This is a genomic window from Pseudomonas sp. RHF3.3-3 (genome assembly GCF_048069595.1).
Classification (GTDB): Bacteria; Pseudomonadota; Gammaproteobacteria; order Pseudomonadales; family Pseudomonadaceae; genus Aquipseudomonas; species Aquipseudomonas fuscovaginae_B.
Genome location: NZ_CP182250.1, coordinates 1,933,235 through 1,950,446, shown reverse-complemented (window position 1 = coordinate 1,950,446; position 17,212 = coordinate 1,933,235). Strand labels below are relative to the sequence as shown.

Below are 17,212 nucleotides of genomic sequence, written 5' to 3'. Positions count from 1 at the left end.
TCGAACCTTAGTCAGGTGGGCATCAACATTTCGTGAAAAATACGCCGCGGCCGCATCAAGCCGTGACTTTCACGCCGGGTGCAGGTACCAGCGCCAGTCCTGCTCGCCCACCTCGCCCATGAATTGCCGATACTCGGCACGCTTGACCGCCAGATAAACGCCAAGGAACTCGTCGCCGAATGTCTCGCGCGCCCAGCGGGAACCCTCCAGCGCCCGCAGGCTGGTCAGCCAGTCGGTGGGCAGGCGCTCGCCGGCCTGGGCATAGCCGTTGCCTTCGATCGGCGCGCCGGGATCCCGTTGCGCAACGATGCCGTGATGGATGCCCGCCAGGATCGCCGCGGCCGCCAGGTACGGATTGGCATCGGCGCCGCAGATCCGGTGTTCGATATGCCGCGACGCCGCCGGCCCACCCGGCACCCGCAGGCTCACGGTGCGGTTGTCGATCCCCCAGGTCGCGGCCAGCGGCGCGTAGCTGTTGCTCTGGAAACGTCGGTAGGAGTTGGCATGGGGACAGAACAGCAGCAACGAATCGAGCAGGGTCGCGAGCATGCCGCCCACCGCCTGCCTGAGCAGCGGCGTGCCCTCGGCCGCGTCGCTGGCGAACAGGTTGTTCCCTTCCCTGTCGGCCAGGCTCACGTGCATGTGCATGCCGGTACCGGCCTGGTCATCGAAGGGCTTGGCCATGAAGCAGGCGATCATCCCATGCTTGTGGGCCACGCCCTTGACCAATCGCTTGTAGCGCACCGCCTCATCCATCGCCTGCAAGGCATCGGCACGGTGTTCGAGGGTGATTTCCACCTGGCCGGGGGCATATTCGGAAATCGCCGTGCGCGCGGGAATGCCCTGCAGCTTGCAGGCCTCGTAAAGGTCGGCGAGAAATGGTTCGATCTGCTCCAGCTCGCGCAAGCCATAGACCTGCGTGGTCCGTGGCCGCCCACCATCGGCGTCGCGGGCCGGCTGCGGGCGGCCGTTGCTGTCGCGCTGCTGGTCGAGCAGGTAGAACTCCAGTTCGGCCGCCATCACCGGGTAGTAGCCTGCGGCCTGGAGTTGCCCGACCACCTTGGCCAGCAACTGGCGTGGATCGGCCACCGCCGCTGGCAGCCCCTCGCTGGGGTGCATGCCGACCTGCACCGCCGCAGTCGGTATCCGCCGCCAGGGCATGCGCTGCAGGCTGCCAGCGATGGGATAGGCACGACAGTCGATATCGCCGACATCCCAGACCAGCCCGGAGTTTTCCACATCGTCGCCGTTGAGGGTCAGGCCGAGGATCGTGCTCGGCAAGGGCCGGCCGCCGGCATACACCGCCAGCAGTTCGTCCCGGTGCAGCAACTTGCCGCGCGGCACACCGTTGTTATCGATGATAAACAGCTCGAACATTTCGATATCAGGGTTCCGTTCCAGGAACGACCGGGCTTCTTCCAGCGCAGCGAAGGACTGACAGGCAACACTCATGGGGCGTTTTCTCCTATTCCGCGTCAGGCGGGCGCAACGACGCCCGCCATGTCGACCCGGGCGGCGGACAAGGGCCGCCCGCAGTCAGTGAAATGACTCAACGGGAAGGGAGAACATCCGGCGGACGCGCATGGCGGCAATGCCACAGCGCCCAGAAGGCCAGTTCGCAAGGCAGCGCGACCGCGCTGGGCAGGGCCGCCATCGACAGACCGGCAGCATCGATACCCGGCGCCTGGCCAACGGCCGACACGTCCTGCCTGATCGGGTTGATGCGCGCGTCCATGAGCCTGCCGCAGTGAACAGAAGAGCTGCAGACTCACACGCCGGAATCAGCCATTAAATACAGTTTTCATGATGCTCGGTTGCCCAGCGACTAAACAATGTCAGGTCAGAGCGTGATTTCTCCGTAAGACTCACGATCCAGGTCCACCAATTCCACCGACAGTTGCACTTCGACCGATGCTGGCCAATTGCCGAGTTCCTGCAAGCCGGCCAGCAGGCTCTCGGAAAGTTGTGCCTTGACTTGCGCAGAGCGCCCACTCAGCAGGGCCAGTTTCACATGCACGAAACCACGCACATTCAGGCCGGTGCCCACGCGAAAGCTCTCCACCCGGGTCGCCCGGCTCTTGATGGTGGACTCCGCCGCGAACTGACCGGACGCCACCAGCACATGGTTGATCCGTAGCAGGGCGCTGTCGGGCTCGAAATCGGTCAGGTTCGAGGTGTATTCCAGGAAAACGTGAGGCATGCGCTAGCTCCGAAAGGTCGGTGGACAAAGCGAAAGGTATAGCACGCGTCCTGTCGAAGCGGTCAGAAAAACCTCACGCAAGCGCCGGGGGCAGGCGGTCGCTCATGAATTGCTCCAGCCGCGAACGCAGCCAGCGTTCAGCCGGGTCGGTGTCGACGATGCCGAGCCAGACCATCGACAGGTCGAGAGTCGGCGTCTTGAACGGCAGCGGTTCGGCAAACACCGAGCCCGACGCGGCCATCGCCAGCGCCGCGTAGTCCGGCAGGCCGGCGATCAGGTCGGTCCCCGCCAGCAGGGCCGGCAAGGCGCTGTATTGCGGTACCGACAGCACCACATGGCGCTTGCGGCCGATTTCCGCCAGCCACTCATCGGCCAGGCTGCTGACGTTCGCCGTGTGGGACACCAGCACATGCGGGCGGGCACAGTATTCATCCAGGCTCATGGGCGTCGACGAGGCATCGGCGCGCAGCAGCATCGGCTGGATGTGCCGCAGCAGCTTGCGCTTGGCGTTGGCCGGCAGGCCGCGGGTCTGGCTGATGCCGACCGTGATATCGCCGGAGGCGAGCAGGTCCGGAATACGCCAGTAGTCGACGTGCTGGACCACGATCATCACATTCGGCGCCTCCTGGCGCAGGGCGCGCAGCAGGTTGGGCAACAGGCCGAATTCGACGTCGTCCGACAGCCCGATGCGAAAGGTCATGGTGCTGCTGGCCGGGTCGAAATCGTGGGTCAGGCTCAGGGCATTGGACAGCGAGTCGAGGGCCGGCGACAGGTACTGGATGAGCTCCTCGGCCCGGGCGGTCGGCTCCATGCGATGGCCGACGCGGATGAACAGCGGGTCGTTGAACATCGTCCGCAGGCGATTGAGCGCCGAACTGATGGTCGGCTGGCCCAGAAAGAGCTTTTCCGCCACCCGCGTGACATTGCGCTCCAGCATCAGCGCCTCGAACACCACCATCAGGTTGATGTCGGCCTTGCGCAGCTCGTTGCGATTCATCCGCTACTCCCCCTCTCCCCGGAACACCCCCCAGTGTACAAGGGGTGTTTCAGGAAATCCCGCCCAGTGACGGGGGGGCACGCACCAGCCATGGCGCGCACAGCGAAAAAACCTACGAAGCAATAAGAGCCGCACGCGATGCTGCATAGCCGACGCCTGACTGTGAGGCTGAGGCCACCGGCGCTAGCCTGATTTCGTCAGCGCTCCCTCGAGCCTCGTCCCTACGCCCCAAGCCCTTTCACGGCTACTCGGCGCTACCGATACGGGTGGCTACCTCACCCAACCAGCGAGATCCATACAAAAATCCAATCAACCAGATGTCTCTTTTAAGGTACATTCAGGATGTACGAGGTGGAACACTTACTGTCTGCCAATGGCGTGGATATCTACCAGGCCTGGCTCGATAGCGTGCGAGACGTTCGCACCAGGGCAAGAATCACCGCCCGGGTCGACCGTGCCTCTCTCGGCCATTTTGGCGTAACCGAACCGGTGGGCGATGGCGTGTTTGAAATGAAGCTCGATTTGGGTCCTGGCTACCGTGTCTATTACGCCCTGGAAGGCCGAAAGGTCATTTTCCTGCTGGGTGGAGGCTCCAAGGACAGACAGCAGAACGACATCAATCAAGCCAAGGCTCTCTGGATAAACCACAAGGTGAAAGGAAAATGACGACCCGGACTCGTTCTCACGAAGACAGCGTTCTTGAAATGCTTCGAGACGACGAAACATTTGCCCTTGAGTATCTGTCTGTCGCGCTCGAGGAAATCGACGAGGTCGGCGGGGAAGACGCGTTTCTTATCGCCATCCGTCGTCTTGTAGAAGCGAGGGGTGGCATGAGCAGCCTCTCTCAAAACACCGGCCTGGCCAGGCCGAATCTCTACAGGTCCCTGGCGACCGGTGGCGACCCGAAACTGTCGACCGTGCTGAAGGTGCTCCAGGCCCTGGGAGTCGGCCTGTCCAAGGTAGTCTCCCATCGCCCCGTCTCGGGAACGGAAGCCGCAGCGCCCGATACGGCATGCAACGGACACCAGGTGAATCCGTAACGCTGCGTGGTATACCCCTAAACCAAGGGCGCTGGCTTGCGCCCTCCGCTAAACGAAAAGTCCTACAAAACAATAAGACCCGCACTTCCATTGCGTAGCCGATACCTGACTATTAGATTGGCAGCGCCGCCACTAGCCTAGTCTCGCCGCAGTCAATCCTGTGGTCGGGTGTGACAACCTGAAAGTGTTCGAGGCGCGGTATCGCGTCATGGCTGTTTAGCTGCCGTCTGTTGGCGCCCGGCTAGTACACCTATGGCGGACCGTGTGGGGCAGGCTTAGGCCTGGCCGGTTCCCTCGGACGCCGGTTTGTCACCCTCGCACGGTCTGCCTCCCTAATCCGCGTGACAACGGTGGGAGTCAGTTCCTAAATCGTCCGAGGAGACAAGGAGAATGGCCTACCCCCCTTTTACGCACGGGCACCGCCCGCTACGTCCAGCTTCGTTGCATCGCGATCACGGAGGCCCCCTCCATGATTGATCGCTCACTACTGTCTCGCCTACCGCCGTCCGACCTGATCCGGCTGGCCTCTCTGAATCCTCTGGAAGCCGCCGCACATTTTCGAGTCGCCGCCAAGTTCTGCCTGGACGGCGCACGCTGCGTGGCCTTTCGTGACCCGGAACAGGAACGCCTGGCCCATCGCCTGATCGCCGATGGCATTGCGCTCTACACCCTGGCCCTTCAGCGACTGGAATCGCCCCAGCCCCGCGCTATCCACATCCCGGCAACACGCCGCGCCGCCAACGACACCCACGAACCACCGACGCCCTGGGACAACCACTACGCCCGCCAACTCGCCGAGGGGGCCCGCGAGGCCGAACGCTGGCTGCAGCAGGCCGATGCCTCGCCACTCTGGGCCGAACTGGCGCGACGGCGCCGGCTTTATCTCACGCAAACTGGTCGAGACGCATTCGAAGCCGGTTTTCTGCGGCGTATTCAAGGCTATCTGCAGGCCTGAACCCAGGCATTCTGAAACTCACATTTTCTCAAGGTTTGCGCCTGGCACTCCCAGGATTGACGGGATTTGATGCCAATACAGTCGAATTGAGGATGGAGCAATCTGGACTGTCAGCGGCTGACCTTGTGCCTGCCATTGGCCGGCAGAATAGAGTCTATGAGGTACTGAATGGTAAGCGAGCCCTGACGCTGCCCATGATCTGGAAGCTGCATGAGATGTTTGGAATTCCAGCGGAGAGCCTGATCAGGCCAATGAAAGCAGTCGGATGAGGCGAGTTCAAACATGTAGCGACACCGCTCGCACTCGAATAGGTTATAGCCACATGAGAATCAAGCATAAACCAGAGGTCGAGCCGGTATCGCTGCACGAGGCGTAAAAAATTGAGTGACGCCAATATGCAAAAAGCCCCTGGAGTCTCGCGACTTCAGGGGCTTTTCATGTTATGGCGGAGAGATAGGGATTCGAACCCTAGGTACCCGCGAAGGTACAACGGATTTCGAATCCGTCCCATTCGGCCACTCTGGCATCTCTCCAATGGCGCGCATCATACCAACACTTTTGCCGGAAGCGAACCCCCTGAAGCAAAAAAATTCCGTGCTATCAGATGCTTGCGTCGATTACAGCGGTACACCCAGGCGATGGGCGACTTCTTCGTAGGCTTCGATGACGTCACCGAGGCCCTGGCGGAAGCGGTCCTTGTCCATCTTCTTCTTGGTGTCCTTGTCCCACAGGCGGCAGCCGTCCGGGCTGAACTCGTCGCCCAGAACGATGGAGCCGTCGCTGAACACGCCGAATTCCAGCTTGAAGTCGACCAGCAGCAGGCCTGCGTCATCGAACAACTTGCTCAGGATCTCGTTGACCTTGAGCGACAGTTCCTTCATGCGTGCCAGTTGCTCGGCGGTGCCCCAACCGAAGGCCACGACGTGGGATTCGTTGATGAACGGATCGCCCTTGGCGTCGTCCTTGAGGAACAGTTCGAAGGTGTAGGGGTTGAGCTTCATGCCCTCTTCCACACCCAGACGCTTGACCAGGCTGCCGGCCGCGTAGTTACGCACCACGCATTCCACCGGAATCATGTCGAGCTTTTTCACCAGCGACTCGTTGTCGCCCAGCAGCTTGTCGAACTGGGTCGGTACACCGGCCGCTTCGAGTTTCTGCATGATGAAGGCGTTGAACTTGTTGTTCACCATGCCCTTGCGATCGAGTTGTTCGATGCGCTTGCCGTCGAACGCCGAAGTGTCGTTGCGAAACAGCAGGATCAAGCGGTCGGCGTCGTCGGTCTTGTAAACCGACTTGGCTTTGCCGCGGTAGAATTCTTCACGTTTTTCCATGATGGGCTCCGCTTGTTAAATTGTTGGGCCCGGCGATATGTCGCCAGTCGAGCCCTGAATCTTGATCGGCCAGTTGCAGCCAGTCCGGGTCGCACCCGAGGGTGTCGACAAAACATTGCCGGGCCAGCTGCGGCAGGTTGTTCTTGCTGCTCAGGTGGGCCAGCACCAGGTGTTGCAAGCCCTGCCAGCCCAGCTCGGCCACCAGGTTGGCAGCCTGGTGGTTGTTCAGATGTCCTCGTTCACCGCCCACCCGCTGCTTGAGAAAGTACGGGTAATGCCCCCGTGCCAGCAGGTCGCGGCAATGATTGGCCTCGATCATCAGTGCATCGAGGCCGCTGTAGCGGTCCATGACGGTCCCACAGTACGAACCCAGGTCGGTCAGCAGGCCGAAACGCCGCTGGCCGTCGCTGAACACGTATTGCGTCGGTTCCAGGGCATCGTGGGCGACGCAAACCACCTCGATCGCCAGCGCGCCGATCTGCAGCGTTTCGCCCCCCGCCACGAACCCCGCGGGCTCCACAGGCTTGCGCATCCCGCGCAAGGTGCCGCGACTGAGGTACACCGGTAGATTGTAGCGCCGAGACAGCAAACCCACGCCATGCACATGGTCGGCATGTTCGTGGGTTACCAGGATCGCGCTCAGTTGCGCCGGGTGCATACCCAGGCGCGCCAGGCGCCGCTCGGTTTCCCGCAGGGAGAAACCACAATCGACCAGTACACAGGTGTCGCCACTGGCTATCAGTGTGCCGTTCCCTTGGCTACCACTGCCGAGAACGGCAAAACGCATCGGCAATCAGCCCAGGTTGTCCTGAATCACACCCAGCACCCGACGCGCCACGTCAGCCGGCGCCACGGTGTTGATATCCTTCTCGACGGTGACCTGCACGCTGTCGCCGACCTTGCTCAGGCGAACCTGGTAGCGCTCGGCACGGGCTTCGATCTCTTCCTTGGCCGGTTTGCTGCCGAACAGCTTGCCGAAGAAGCCAGGCTCCTCGTTCTTGCGCTCGGCCTTTTCCGCCAGGTTGATGTAGTACAGGCCAAGGCTGCGGTTGATGTCTTCGACACGCCATTGGCCCTGCTCCAGGGCACGGCCGACGCTGGACCAGGCACGATCGAGGTCTTCGCCGACGTTCAGTACCGGGTTGCCGCTGCCGTCCTGGCTCAGGCTGACGCGGCTCGGGGTATCGAAGTCGCGGGCGGCCAGCAGGGACACCGAACCGCCCTTCTCGGCGCTGCGGCTCATGCTCGAGAGCATTTCGTCGACCAGGGCCGAATCCAGGCCGGTGTTGACCGAACGCGCGGTGAAGTCGACGTTGGCCGTGCTGCCCACCGGACGCTCGGCGCTGACCACGTAGATTTCGCTGGTATTGCGCTGCACGCCCGGCTCGATACGTACCCGCACGCGGGTTTCGTTGCCGGCTGCGCCGCTGCTGCCCAGGCGCTTGGCCAGGCTCGCCGACAGCTCGTCGGAGTGCTGCCAGGCGGTGGTGAATTCACCGGTCTGCGGACGTTGCGAGTCAATGCGGAAACCGTTGTCCTGGAAGAACTGCATGGCCACCGACCAGACTTCGGCCGGCGGGTGCTGGCCCAGGATCCAGCTCGAGTCGCCGCTCTTCTGCAGGCTGTAGTCGCTGGCACTGGCCGCGAGCTGCAACGGCTGCGGACGTGGCACCTCGTACGGGCCCTTGACGGTTTCGCTGGCGACGTTGCGCGGGATCGGCAACAGCGGGTCAAGACGCTTGCCCGTGGTGACGTCCGGCGGCAGCTGCATGGCTGGCGTCTGCTGCGCCTCCAGGTAGTCGCTGCCACGGTCGCGGAAATAGCCTTCCGGGCCCCAAAGCCAGCCACAGCCACTGGTGCTGGAGATAATCAAGGCAAGTGCGGAAAGTCCGGCCAATCGCTTCATGCGGTGTGTTTCCTCAATTAAACCAGGACGCCGGACTGGCGCATGGCCTGCCGCAGCGATTCGTGACAGGTGGCGCTGAGCCAGGTGAGCGGCAGACGGATACCGTCCGGCATCAGGCCCATCTCATGCAACGCCCATTTCACGGGGATCGGGTTGGATTCGATGAACAGGGTCTTGTTCAGCGGCATCAGTTTCTGGTGGATCGCACGGGCGGTCTCGGCATCGCCACGCAGCGCGGCGGCGCACAACTCGCTCATTTCACGCGGGGCGACGTTGGCGGTCACCGAGATATTGCCCTTGCCGCCGAGCAGCATCAGCTCGACCGCGGTGGCGTCGTCGCCGGAGTAGACCAGGAAGTCGCTGCTCACGCCGGCCAGGATGGCCTTGGCGCGCTCCAGGTCACCGGTGGCTTCCTTGATGCCGATGATGTTCGGCACGCTCGACAGGCGGATCACGGTCTCGGCCTGCATGTCGCAAGCGGTACGGCCCGGCACGTTGTAGAGGATCTGCGGGATGTCGACCGCTTCGGCGATCGCACGGAAATGCTGGTACAGGCCTTCCTGGGTCGGCTTGTTGTAGTACGGGGTCACCAGCAGGCAGGCATCGGCGCCGGCGCTCTTGGCGTTGCTGGTCAGCTCGATCGCTTCGCGGGTCGAGTTGGCGCCCGTGCCGGCGATCACCGGGATGCGCCCGGCAACCTGGTCGACCACACGACGAATGACTTCGATGTGCTCGTGCACGTCGAGGGTCGCCGACTCACCCGTGGTGCCGACCGCGACAATGGCATTGGTGCCGTTTTGCAGGTGGAAGTCCACCAGCTTGGTCAGGCTGTCCCAGTCAAGATTACCCTGTGCATCCATGGGTGTGACCAGTGCCACCATACTGCCCGCAATCATGCAACCGCTCCTGCCGGAAAAAGAGAGCGGTAATGGTACTGGCGCCATCAGCCTTGTACAAGCGAAGTACTCGCCATGAGCATTCCCCTTGGCGCCGGTTTTCGCTACCCTTCAGACTTTGATCGGTACTGAGTCAGTCATGTGCCGGGTTCCAGACTCCCTTTTCGCCGCCCGAAACCCGCTCCAGCCTTGCCGCCGCCCGCTCTCGCCCGCACCTGAGAGGCCGATGCAAGGGTTTGACGCGTTTCCCGGCCGTCGAGCATCACGCGGGGCAGGAGCCGAACCATGACGCCCCGACGTACCGACCGCTCATCGCTTTAGGAATGCTGCATGTCCACCCCCACTGTCCGCGAACAATTCCTTGTCATCAGTGCCCTCGGCGCCAACCCCATGGAGCTGACCAACGTCCTGTGCCGCGCCAGCCATGAAAACCGCTGCGCCGTGGTGACCTCGCGCCTGACCCGCCATGGCGAGTACAGCGCGCTGGTCCTGCAGATTTCCGGCAACTGGGACGCCCTGGCCCGCCTTGAGGCCGCCCTGCCGAACCTGGCGAAGAAGCACAACCTGACCGTCAACGTGGTGCGCAGCGGTGCCCTGGAGAACCGTCCCCAGGCCCTGCCGTATGTCGCCTATGTCAGCTCGGCCTACCGTTCGGACATCATCAACGAACTGTGCCAGTTCTTCATCGACCACAACGTCGACCTGGAGAACCTGACCTGCGACACCTACCTGGCCCCGCACACCGGCGGCACCATGCTCAACGCCACCTTCACCGTGACCCTGCCGCCCGGCGTGCAGATCAGCTGGTTGCGCGACCAGTTCCTGGATTTCGCCGACGCGATGAACCTCGATGCGCTGATCGAACCGTGGCGCCCACAGAACCCCATGTAAGGAGCCAGCATGGCCGTTGTCATCAATGAAGCCGTAACCGATTTCCAGGCACCTGCCACCAGCGGCAAGACCGTCAGCCTGTCCGAGTTGAAGGGCAAGCAGGTGGTGATCTACTTCTACCCCAAGGACAGCACCCCGGGCTGCACCACCGAGGGCCAGGGCTTTCGCGACCAGTACGCGGCATTCCAGGCGGCCAACACCGAGGTTTTCGGCGTTTCGCGCGATGGTCTGAAGTCCCACGAGAACTTCAAGTGCAAGCAGGCGTTTCCCTTCGAGCTGATCAGCGACAAGGATGAGGCGGTCTGCCAGCTGTTCGACGTGATCAAGCTGAAGAAGCTCTACGGCAAGGAATACCTGGGCGTCGACCGCAGCACGTTCCTGATCGATGCGAAAGGCGTGCTGCGCCAGGAATGGCGGGGCGTGAAGGTGCCGGGCCACGTGGACGAGGTACTGGCCGCGGCGCAGGCGCTGAACAAGGCCTGACCGGTTGGGCCGCTAGAAGCTTCGCGGGCAAGTCGGATCGCCGCACCGCCTGCTCCTACAGGCTGGTGTAGTACGTGAATGTTGTGATCGACACCGAACTGTAGGAGCAGGGCTTGCCCGCGAAGAGGCCCGCAAGACCGCCAAAAGCTTCGCGGGCAAGCCCGCTCCCACAAAAAAGCCAATCCTCCTACAGCAACGGCGCCACGATCGGCTCCCTGCGCGGCCAGGCATCCAGCACGGCCTTGAACAGCGTCGCCAGCGGAATGGCGAAGAACACCCCCCAGAAGCCCCACAACCCGCCAAACAGCAGCACCGCGCAGATGATCGCCACCGGGTGCAGGTTCACCGCCCCGGAGAACAGCAGCGGCACCAGCACGTTGCCATCGAGGGTCTGGATGATCCCGTAGACCGCCATCAGGTAGATGAACTGGTCGCTCCAGCCCCACTGGAACAGCGCGATCAGGGTCACCGGCACGGTCACCACCACCGCGCCGACATACGGCACCACCACCGAGAGCCCCACCAGCAGGGCCAGCAAGGCGGCGTAATTGAGGCCCAGTGCGACGAAAGCGATGTAGGTGACCCCACCGCAGATGATGATCTCGATCACCTTGCCACGGATGTAGTTGGCAATCTGCCGGTTCATTTCCTCCGCCACCCGGGTGATCAGCGCCCGCTCGCGCGGCAGGTAGCCACGCACCCAGTCGCGGATCTTCGCCCGGTCCTTGAGGAAGAAGAACACCAGGATCGGCACCAGCACCAGGTAGATCATCATGTTGACCAGCAGCGGCAGGCTGGACAGCGAGAAGGTCAGCGCCCACTGGCCGAACTTGCCGATTTCGCCCCGCGCCACCTCGATCGCCTGCAACACCTGCTCGTCGGACACCAGGTGTGGATAACGTTCCGGCAGCAACAGCAGCAACGACTGCCACTTGGCCAGCATCCCCGGCAACTCGTTGAACAGCGTGATCAACTGGTGCCAGAGCAGCGGCACCACCACCAGCATGAACAGCAACAGGCAACCCATGAACAGCGCGAACACCAGGCCGACCGCAGCCGCGCCAGGCAGGCGCATGCGCTCCAGGCCAAACACCAGGCCCTGCATCAGATAGGCCAGAACCATGCCCGCCAGGACCGGCGCGAGCATCTTGCCCAGGGTCAGCACGGCCGTGAACGCCAGGAACAGCAGAACGGCCAATACCACCGCTTCCTCGTCGGAAAAGTAGCGCTGGATCCAGTCACGTAACACTTTGAACATCAATAATCCCTAACGATTTAAGTGCTGGACATTCAGGCCTTGCGCAGCCAATAGCGATAGACCCCGGCGTCTTCCTCCTCGCGCAACAGCGTATGCCCGGCCAGTTTGGCGAAGGTGCGGAAATCCCGCTGCGAACCGGCATCGGTGGCGATCACCTTGAGTACCGCGCCGCTGGCCAGGCGATTGAGTTCAAGCTTGGCCTTGAGCAGTGGCAGCGGGCAGTTCAGGCCGCTGGCATCCAGCTCGGCGTCGTACTCTACAGCGTCGGTCATTGCTTCACTCCTGGCGGCGTGTCGGATCGGAGGGTTCGAGCCGCCTAGGATAACCCAAGCGATACCACCTCTGGTCGTCGACGTGGTGTGCGGCTACAGTAAGGGCTTTGCCGAACTAGAGCCCTGTGCATGACATTTCTGCGCCCCACCCTGCTGACGCTCGCCTGCCTGCTCGCCTCCCCCGGCTTCGCCGACGACCTGCCGTCACTCGGTGACGCCAGCTCCGCCATCGTCTCGCCCCAGCAGGAATACCAGTTGGGCCGCGCCTGGCTGAGCCTGCTGCGCAGCCAGGTCAAGCAACTGAACGATCCGCAGCTCAAGGACTACGTGGAAACCACGGTCTACAAGCTGGTCGAAACCAGCCAGGTACAGGACCGGCGCCTGGAATTCATCCTGATCGACAGCAACCAGCTCAACGCCTTCGCCGCACCCGGGGGGATCATCGGGATCAACGGCGGCCTGTTCCTCAACGCCCAGACCGAAGGCGAGTATGCTTCGGTACTGGCCCACGAACTGGCGCACCTGTCGCAACGCCACTTCGCCCGCGGCGTCGAAGCCCAGCAACGCATGCAGTTGCCGATGATGGCAGCCCTGCTGACCGGGATCATCGTCGCCGCAGCCGGCGGCGGCGATGCCGGTATCGCCACCATCGCCGGGACCCAGGCCGCCGCCTTCCAGGAGAAACAGCGCTTCTCCCGCCAGAACGAGCAGGAGGCCGACCGGATCGGCATCCTCAACCTGGAGAAGGCCGGCTACGATCCGCGCAACATGCCGACCATGTTCGAACGCCTGATGCGCATCTACCGCTTCGATGCCAAGCCACCGGAATTCCTGTTGACCCACCCGGTCACCGAATCGCGGATCGCCGACACCCGCAACCGCGCCGAACAGGCCAAGCCCGGCGGTATCGAGGACAGCCTGCGCTACCAACTGATTCGCGCCCGGGTCATGCTCTCCTACGAGGATTCCCCGGGGCTGGCGGCCAAGCGCTTCCGCGCCCAACTGGACGAAAACCCCAAGTCCGAGATCGCCCGCTATGGCCTGGCCATCGCCCAGATCAAGGGCAGCCAGTTGAATGATGCGCGGGAGAACCTCAAGCAACTGCTGGCCAAGTCGCCCAACGAAATCATCTACAACCTGGCCCAGATCGAGCTCGACATCAGCAGCGGCCGCCTGCCGGATGCCGCGCAGCGCACCGAGCGGATGCTGGCCCTGTATCCGGGCAACTATCCGCTCAAGCAGCTCCAGGTCGACCTGCTGGGCAAGCAGAACAAGCCTGCCGAAGCCGAGAAGGTGCTGGTCGACCTGCTCAAGACCCGTGCGGATGACCCGGACATCTGGTACCAGATCGCCGAAACCCGTGGTCAGTCCGGCAACATCATCGGCCTGCACCAGGCGCGGGCCGAATACTTCGCCCTGGTTGGCGACTACAAGCAGGCGATCCAGCAACTGGACTTCGCCAAGCGCCGGGCGCCGAACTTCCAGCTGGCCTCGCGGATCGACGCACGGCAGAAGGAAATGATCGACCAGGAACGCCTGGTCAAGGACATGATGGGCGGCTGACGCAAGCGCTGGCGCTCACACCGGATCCGAGGGTGATGCCGGTGGCTTGGGGGGCGAGCCAGGCTTGCGACTGTATTCGCGGGCAAGCCGCGCTCCTACGGATTTGCGTCGTACACCGTTTGGCGCATGACACTATCCCTTGTAGGAGCGAGGCTTGCCCGCGAAGAGGCCGCTAAGCCCTACCCGGAACCCGCACACCTCGCAAAGCGAAAACGGCTCAGGCGTTGCCGCTCAGCTTCATCCGTGCCGCCTGGGTGAAGTCCAGCATCCGCTTCAAGGGGCGTACCGCCCGCGGAATGATCGACGGATCGACGAAGATCTCGTTGCTGCCCTCGCGCAGGCACTGCAGCGTGCGCTCCAGGGTATTCATCGCCATCCACGGACAGTGGGCGCAACTGCGGCACGCCGCACCGTTACCGGCGGTCGGCGCCTCGATGAAGACCTTCTCCGGACACAACTGCTGCATCTTGTAGAAGATGCCGCGATCGGTGGCGACGATGAAGGTCTTGTTCGGCAAGGTCTGCGCCGCCTTGATCAACTGGCTGGTGGAGCCGACCGCATCGGCCAGGTCGATCACCGACTCGGGCGATTCCGGGTGGACCAGGATCGCCGCATCGGGGTACAGCGCCTTCATGTCTTCCAGTTGCCGGGACTTGAATTCCTCGTGAACGATGCAGGCACCGTCCCACAGCAGCATGTCGGCGCCGGTCTGCTTCTGGATATAGCGGCCCAGGTGCTTGTCCGGCGCCCAGATGATCTTCTCGCCGTTGTCCATCAGGCTTTCGACGATTTCCAGCGCGCAACTGGAGGTCACCACCCAGTCCGCCCGCGCCTTCACCGCCGCCGAGGTGTTGGCATACACCACCACGGTACGCTCCGGATGCTGGTCGCAGAAGGCGGAGAACTCGTCCACCGGACAGCCCAGGTCCAGCGAGCAGGTCGCGTCCAGGGTCGGCATCAGAATGCGTTTTTCCGGCGTGAGGATTTTCGCCGTCTCGCCCATGAAGCGCACACCGGCCACCAGCACGGTCTTGGCCGGGTGAGCGGCGCCGAAACGGGCCATTTCCAGGGAGTCGGACACGCAACCGCCGGTTTCCTCGGCCAGGGCCTGGATGATCGGGTCGCAGTAGAAGTGGGCCACCAGCACCGCGTCCTGAGCCTTGAGCTCGGCGGCGATTTCGGCACGGAGCGTCGCCTCCTGCTCGGCACTCAACGGTTTGGGTTGCTTGGCGTCGAGGTGGGCTTGAACCAGAAGGCGTTCGGAAATTTGCGTCATGTTCGCAAGACCTGCAAGCGCGTGAGCGCGAAAGTCGAGTATACCCCGGCCCCCGCCTCTTTCCGAAGCGGGATATTAGGCTATGTACGAAATCGCTTGAAACTTGGTTATGCGGCGTTAAAAACCAGCTCGGAATGCTCATTTACTCCAGTAAACTCCGCTTCCTCGCCGGTTTTTGCCTTGCCTAACCTGCGTTTCAAACAATTTCGTACACAGCCTAGGTGAAGCAGCGACCGGGAAGGTGAATCCATCAGGCATGGAGTGCTTTTCAGCGCCGCAAGGCTACAGAATATCCAATGGATTCAAAAGATTATTCTGACCTTCGGACAGACAGGGGCAACTCGTTGGATAATCAGCCGATTGAACAGGACGTGGAACAATAACCAATGACCGCTGATGACTATCTGGTAATGAGCCGCACGGAGTGGGCCGGACTGCGCGCCAACACCCCGCTGACGCTGTCGGAAGACGACCTGGCGGCCCTGCGCGGAGTCAACGAGGACATTTCCCTCGAGGACGTTGCCAACGTCTACCTGCCGCTGTCGCGCCTGATCAGCCTGCACGTCGGCGCGGCCCGCAACCTGGCCGGCATCAAGGACACCTTTCTCGGCCGCGCCAGCCCGCGCGGCCCCTACATCCTGGCGATCGCCGGCAGCGTCGCGGTGGGCAAGAGCACCTTCGCCCGCGTCCTGCAGGCCTTGATGGCGCGCTGGCCGGACCACCCGAACGTGGCCCTGGTCACCACCGACGGCTTCCTCTACCCCAACAGCAAGCTGGTCGCCGACGGCATCATGCACCGCAAGGGCTTCCCGGAAAGCTACGACCGCCGGCAGATGGTCAAATTCCTCGCCAACATCAAGGCCGGCGAAGACGAGGTGCGGGCGCCGATCTATTCCCACGTCAGCTACGATATCGTTCCGGACCAGTACCAGGTGGTGAATCGGCCGGACATCCTGATCTTCGAGGGGCTGAACGTGCTGCAGACCCATGGCAACGACGGCGCGCGGCCGAGCACCATCGTCTCCGACTTCTTCGACTTCTCGATCTACCTGGATGCCGACGAGCAGGATATCGAGCAGTGGTACGTCGACCGCTTCCTGCTGCTGCAGAAGACCGCGTTCCGTGCACGTGGCGCCTACTTCCGCAAACTGGCCGACCTGCCGCCCGAGGAGGCTCCGGAGGCCGCCCGGCAGATCTGGCACGACATCAACCGGGTCAACCTGCTGGAAAACATCCTGCCGACCCGCGAGCGCGCCGACCTGGTGGTGCGCAAGTCCCGCGATCATTCGGTCAGCGAGATCTGGTTGCGCTGAGCGGGCCGGGCGCAGGCACTTCAAGCGCTTGAAACGGGGGGAGCCCTGCTCCCCCGTTTTCGATGGCCTCAGATCACAACGAAGGAAATCGGGAAGCCCAGGTGCCGGACCGGTGCCGCGCCGGGAAGTAGGCAGGCCGCCAGTGCAGCGCTTATGGACGGTACCCCCGTGATGACCATCGTATGGCCAGCAGCATGTCCGCTAGTGATCAGGAAACTGCCCGCAAGAGGCCCCGGCAACAAAAAGGTCAACGGGTTGGAAGGGGCAAAGGTCGCCGCGCTCGTCGAGTTGTCATCCCAGGTGATCGTCATGTTGGTGCTCCCCGGATTCAACGTAAAACCGGTACATGAGCCGGAGCTCACGGTCGCACTCAGTTCCAATCTGGCAGGCTGAACGGTGGTCCCCACCAGGGTGCAAGTCGCCGAGGAAACGATGCTGGCTTGCACCTCTCCGACCTGAGGCGCGGCAACCGAAGTGAGGCCTGGGTCGAGGGCACCATCCAGCGTCCCCGTGCATGACACGATCACGTTGGCCGAAGCCGGTAATGCGGACAAGAGGCCCAACAGCAGAAAAACCGGGCCCAACACTTTTCTAGCAATAGAAGTGGACATGATATCGCTCCTGCGAATCTGACCATCGACCGAATGGTCGAAGGAATGGAAACCAAAACTCCTCCATCCACGCCAAGCTATCCCTGCACCTGAAAGGCCGCCTACTGTCATTTCTGACAGTTCGGACCAATGGTCATGGGGCCTTGGCGGCATCCCAGAGCCCCCCGACAAACCGACCAACGGTCAGCGGAACTGTCATTTCTGACAGTAGGCGCCCGAG

General features: G+C 62.6%; 19 protein-coding genes, 1 tRNA gene and 1 pseudogene. 8 read left to right on the top strand and 13 right to left on the bottom strand.

What is annotated here, in order from left to right:
- Positions 1 to 69: 69 nt before the first annotated feature.
- The 4 genes from ACMGT0_RS08940 to ACMGT0_RS08925 all read right to left on the bottom strand — a co-directional run bounded on the left by ACMGT0_RS08940 (position 70) and on the right by ACMGT0_RS08925 (position 3,197).
- Positions 70 to 1,452 carry a glutamine synthetase family protein gene (locus tag ACMGT0_RS08940; RefSeq protein ID WP_416772270.1) on the bottom strand — a complete coding sequence of 461 codons (1,383 nt, stop codon included), beginning with the start codon at positions 1,450 to 1,452 and terminating at the stop codon, positions 70 to 72.
- A gap of 97 nt (positions 1,453 to 1,549) precedes the next feature.
- A complete protein-coding gene (locus ACMGT0_RS08935; protein ID WP_054060237.1) occupies positions 1,550 to 1,735 on the bottom strand; it encodes a hypothetical protein in 186 nt (61 codons plus the stop codon).
- A 105-nt stretch (positions 1,736 to 1,840) separates the two neighbouring features.
- Complete coding sequence (locus ACMGT0_RS08930) at positions 1,841 to 2,200, bottom strand: 5-carboxymethyl-2-hydroxymuconate Delta-isomerase (protein ID WP_416772268.1); 360 nt, start codon at positions 2,198 to 2,200, stop codon at positions 1,841 to 1,843.
- 73 nt (positions 2,201 to 2,273) lie between these two features.
- Positions 2,274 to 3,197 (bottom strand): LysR family transcriptional regulator, encoded by a 924-nt coding sequence (locus ACMGT0_RS08925; protein WP_054060235.1) that lies wholly within the window; start codon positions 3,195 to 3,197, stop codon positions 2,274 to 2,276.
- A 342-nt stretch (positions 3,198 to 3,539) separates the two neighbouring features.
- On the opposite strand from ACMGT0_RS08925, the gene ACMGT0_RS08920 reads away from it, so the two are divergent.
- The 4 genes and pseudogenes from ACMGT0_RS08920 to ACMGT0_RS08905 all read left to right on the top strand — a co-directional run.
- Positions 3,540 to 3,863: a type II toxin-antitoxin system RelE/ParE family toxin gene (locus ACMGT0_RS08920; protein ID WP_054060234.1), complete on the top strand. Its 324-nt coding sequence runs from the start codon at positions 3,540 to 3,542 to the stop codon at positions 3,861 to 3,863.
- Positions 3,860 to 4,237 (top strand): addiction module antidote protein, encoded by a 378-nt coding sequence (locus ACMGT0_RS08915; protein WP_054060233.1) that lies wholly within the window; start codon positions 3,860 to 3,862, stop codon positions 4,235 to 4,237. The genes ACMGT0_RS08920 and ACMGT0_RS08915 overlap by 4 nt, the downstream gene beginning before the upstream one ends.
- 469 nt (positions 4,238 to 4,706) lie before the next feature.
- Complete coding sequence (locus tag ACMGT0_RS08910) at positions 4,707 to 5,192, top strand: LasR-specific antiactivator QslA (protein ID WP_416772266.1); 486 nt, start codon at positions 4,707 to 4,709, stop codon at positions 5,190 to 5,192.
- A gap of 86 nt (positions 5,193 to 5,278) precedes the next feature.
- Positions 5,279 to 5,461, top strand: a pseudogene (locus ACMGT0_RS08905) (helix-turn-helix domain-containing protein); the annotation flags it as partial.
- A 174-nt stretch (positions 5,462 to 5,635) separates the two neighbouring features.
- Here the strand turns inward: ACMGT0_RS08905 and ACMGT0_RS08900 are convergent.
- The 5 genes from ACMGT0_RS08900 to dapA all read right to left on the bottom strand — a co-directional run bounded on the left by ACMGT0_RS08900 (position 5,636) and on the right by dapA (position 9,325).
- A tRNA-Ser gene (locus ACMGT0_RS08900) sits at positions 5,636 to 5,725 on the bottom strand.
- Between the two features lie 84 nt (positions 5,726 to 5,809).
- A complete protein-coding gene (gene purC, locus ACMGT0_RS08895; RefSeq protein WP_416772265.1) occupies positions 5,810 to 6,523 on the bottom strand; it encodes a phosphoribosylaminoimidazolesuccinocarboxamide synthase in 714 nt (237 codons plus the stop codon).
- Positions 6,510 to 7,310 carry an MBL fold metallo-hydrolase gene (locus ACMGT0_RS08890; protein ID WP_054064105.1) on the bottom strand — a complete coding sequence of 267 codons (801 nt, stop codon included), beginning with the start codon at positions 7,308 to 7,310 and terminating at the stop codon, positions 6,510 to 6,512. The genes purC and ACMGT0_RS08890 overlap by 14 nt, the downstream gene beginning before the upstream one ends.
- Before the next feature lie 6 nt (positions 7,311 to 7,316).
- Positions 7,317 to 8,429 carry an outer membrane protein assembly factor BamC gene (gene bamC, locus ACMGT0_RS08885; protein ID WP_416772263.1) on the bottom strand — a complete coding sequence of 371 codons (1,113 nt, stop codon included), beginning with the start codon at positions 8,427 to 8,429 and terminating at the stop codon, positions 7,317 to 7,319.
- Between the two features lie 17 nt (positions 8,430 to 8,446).
- On the bottom strand, positions 8,447 to 9,325 hold the full coding sequence (gene dapA, locus ACMGT0_RS08880; RefSeq protein WP_416772261.1) for a 4-hydroxy-tetrahydrodipicolinate synthase: 879 nt from the start codon (positions 9,323 to 9,325) through the stop codon (positions 8,447 to 8,449).
- Between the two features lie 330 nt (positions 9,326 to 9,655).
- Between dapA and ACMGT0_RS08875 the strand changes: the two genes are divergently transcribed.
- Positions 9,656 to 10,216, top strand: a complete 561-nt coding sequence (locus ACMGT0_RS08875) for a glycine cleavage system protein R (protein WP_054060229.1) — start codon at positions 9,656 to 9,658, stop codon at positions 10,214 to 10,216.
- 9 nt (positions 10,217 to 10,225) lie between these two features.
- Entirely contained in the window at positions 10,226 to 10,699 is a 474-nt protein-coding gene (locus ACMGT0_RS08870; RefSeq protein WP_054060228.1) for a peroxiredoxin, read from the top strand.
- Positions 10,700 to 10,886: 187 nt separating this feature from the next.
- Here the strand turns inward: ACMGT0_RS08870 and ACMGT0_RS08865 are convergent, their stop codons facing one another.
- Both ACMGT0_RS08865 and ACMGT0_RS08860 read right to left on the bottom strand, forming a co-directional pair.
- Positions 10,887 to 11,957, bottom strand: coding sequence for an AI-2E family transporter (locus ACMGT0_RS08865; protein ID WP_054060227.1), 1,071 nt, complete (start codon positions 11,955 to 11,957; stop codon positions 10,887 to 10,889).
- Between the two features lie 32 nt (positions 11,958 to 11,989).
- On the bottom strand, positions 11,990 to 12,229 hold the full coding sequence (locus tag ACMGT0_RS08860; protein WP_054060226.1) for a sulfurtransferase TusA family protein: 240 nt from the start codon (positions 12,227 to 12,229) through the stop codon (positions 11,990 to 11,992).
- A 129-nt stretch (positions 12,230 to 12,358) separates the two neighbouring features.
- Between ACMGT0_RS08860 and ACMGT0_RS08855 the strand changes: the two genes are divergently transcribed.
- Positions 12,359 to 13,792, top strand: a complete 1,434-nt coding sequence (locus tag ACMGT0_RS08855) for a M48 family metalloprotease (protein ID WP_416772257.1) — start codon at positions 12,359 to 12,361, stop codon at positions 13,790 to 13,792.
- A gap of 217 nt (positions 13,793 to 14,009) precedes the next feature.
- Here the strand turns inward: ACMGT0_RS08855 and nadA are convergent, their stop codons facing one another.
- Positions 14,010 to 15,068: a quinolinate synthase NadA gene (nadA, locus tag ACMGT0_RS08850; RefSeq protein ID WP_416772255.1), complete on the bottom strand. Its 1,059-nt coding sequence runs from the start codon at positions 15,066 to 15,068 to the stop codon at positions 14,010 to 14,012.
- 386 nt (positions 15,069 to 15,454) lie between these two features.
- Between nadA and coaA the strand changes: the two genes are divergently transcribed.
- Entirely contained in the window at positions 15,455 to 16,381 is a 927-nt protein-coding gene (gene coaA / locus ACMGT0_RS08845) for a type I pantothenate kinase (RefSeq protein WP_054060223.1), read from the top strand.
- Between the two features lie 68 nt (positions 16,382 to 16,449).
- Here coaA and ACMGT0_RS08840 read toward each other — a convergent pair whose 3' ends face one another.
- On the bottom strand, positions 16,450 to 16,992 hold the full coding sequence (locus ACMGT0_RS08840) for a hypothetical protein (protein WP_416772253.1): 543 nt from the start codon (positions 16,990 to 16,992) through the stop codon (positions 16,450 to 16,452).
- Between the last annotated feature and the right edge of the window lie 220 nt (positions 16,993 to 17,212).

Bases quoted from the DNA above. Each gene is read 5' to 3' on its own strand.
- ACMGT0_RS08910 (WP_416772266.1), top strand. From the start codon at position 4,707: ATGATTGATCGCTCACTACTGTCTCGCCTACCGCCGTCCGACCTGATC.
- ACMGT0_RS08930 (WP_416772268.1), bottom strand. From the start codon at position 2,200: ATGCCTCACGTTTTCCTGGAATACACCTCGAACCTGACCGATTTCGAG.
- ACMGT0_RS08840 (WP_416772253.1), bottom strand. From the start codon at position 16,992: ATGTCCACTTCTATTGCTAGAAAAGTGTTGGGCCCGGTTTTTCTGCTG.
- ACMGT0_RS08870 (WP_054060228.1), top strand. From the start codon at position 10,226: ATGGCCGTTGTCATCAATGAAGCCGTAACCGATTTCCAGGCACCTGCC.
- ACMGT0_RS08855 (WP_416772257.1), top strand. From the start codon at position 12,359: ATGACATTTCTGCGCCCCACCCTGCTGACGCTCGCCTGCCTGCTCGCC.
- ACMGT0_RS08925 (WP_054060235.1), bottom strand. From the start codon at position 3,197: ATGAATCGCAACGAGCTGCGCAAGGCCGACATCAACCTGATGGTGGTG.
- ACMGT0_RS08940 (WP_416772270.1), bottom strand. From the start codon at position 1,452: ATGAGTGTTGCCTGTCAGTCCTTCGCTGCGCTGGAAGAAGCCCGGTCG.
- coaA (WP_054060223.1), top strand. From the start codon at position 15,455: ATGACCGCTGATGACTATCTGGTAATGAGCCGCACGGAGTGGGCCGGA.
- ACMGT0_RS08915 (WP_054060233.1), top strand. From the start codon at position 3,860: ATGACGACCCGGACTCGTTCTCACGAAGACAGCGTTCTTGAAATGCTT.
- ACMGT0_RS08920 (WP_054060234.1), top strand. From the start codon at position 3,540: ATGTACGAGGTGGAACACTTACTGTCTGCCAATGGCGTGGATATCTAC.
- ACMGT0_RS08875 (WP_054060229.1), top strand. From the start codon at position 9,656: ATGTCCACCCCCACTGTCCGCGAACAATTCCTTGTCATCAGTGCCCTC.
- ACMGT0_RS08935 (WP_054060237.1), bottom strand. From the start codon at position 1,735: ATGGACGCGCGCATCAACCCGATCAGGCAGGACGTGTCGGCCGTTGGC.
- ACMGT0_RS08865 (WP_054060227.1), bottom strand. From the start codon at position 11,957: ATGTTCAAAGTGTTACGTGACTGGATCCAGCGCTACTTTTCCGACGAG.
- purC (WP_416772265.1), bottom strand. From the start codon at position 6,523: ATGGAAAAACGTGAAGAATTCTACCGCGGCAAAGCCAAGTCGGTTTAC.
- ACMGT0_RS08890 (WP_054064105.1), bottom strand. From the start codon at position 7,310: ATGCGTTTTGCCGTTCTCGGCAGTGGTAGCCAAGGGAACGGCACACTG.
- dapA (WP_416772261.1), bottom strand. From the start codon at position 9,325: ATGATTGCGGGCAGTATGGTGGCACTGGTCACACCCATGGATGCACAG.
- ACMGT0_RS08860 (WP_054060226.1), bottom strand. From the start codon at position 12,229: ATGACCGACGCTGTAGAGTACGACGCCGAGCTGGATGCCAGCGGCCTG.
- bamC (WP_416772263.1), bottom strand. From the start codon at position 8,429: ATGAAGCGATTGGCCGGACTTTCCGCACTTGCCTTGATTATCTCCAGC.
- nadA (WP_416772255.1), bottom strand. From the start codon at position 15,068: ATGACGCAAATTTCCGAACGCCTTCTGGTTCAAGCCCACCTCGACGCC.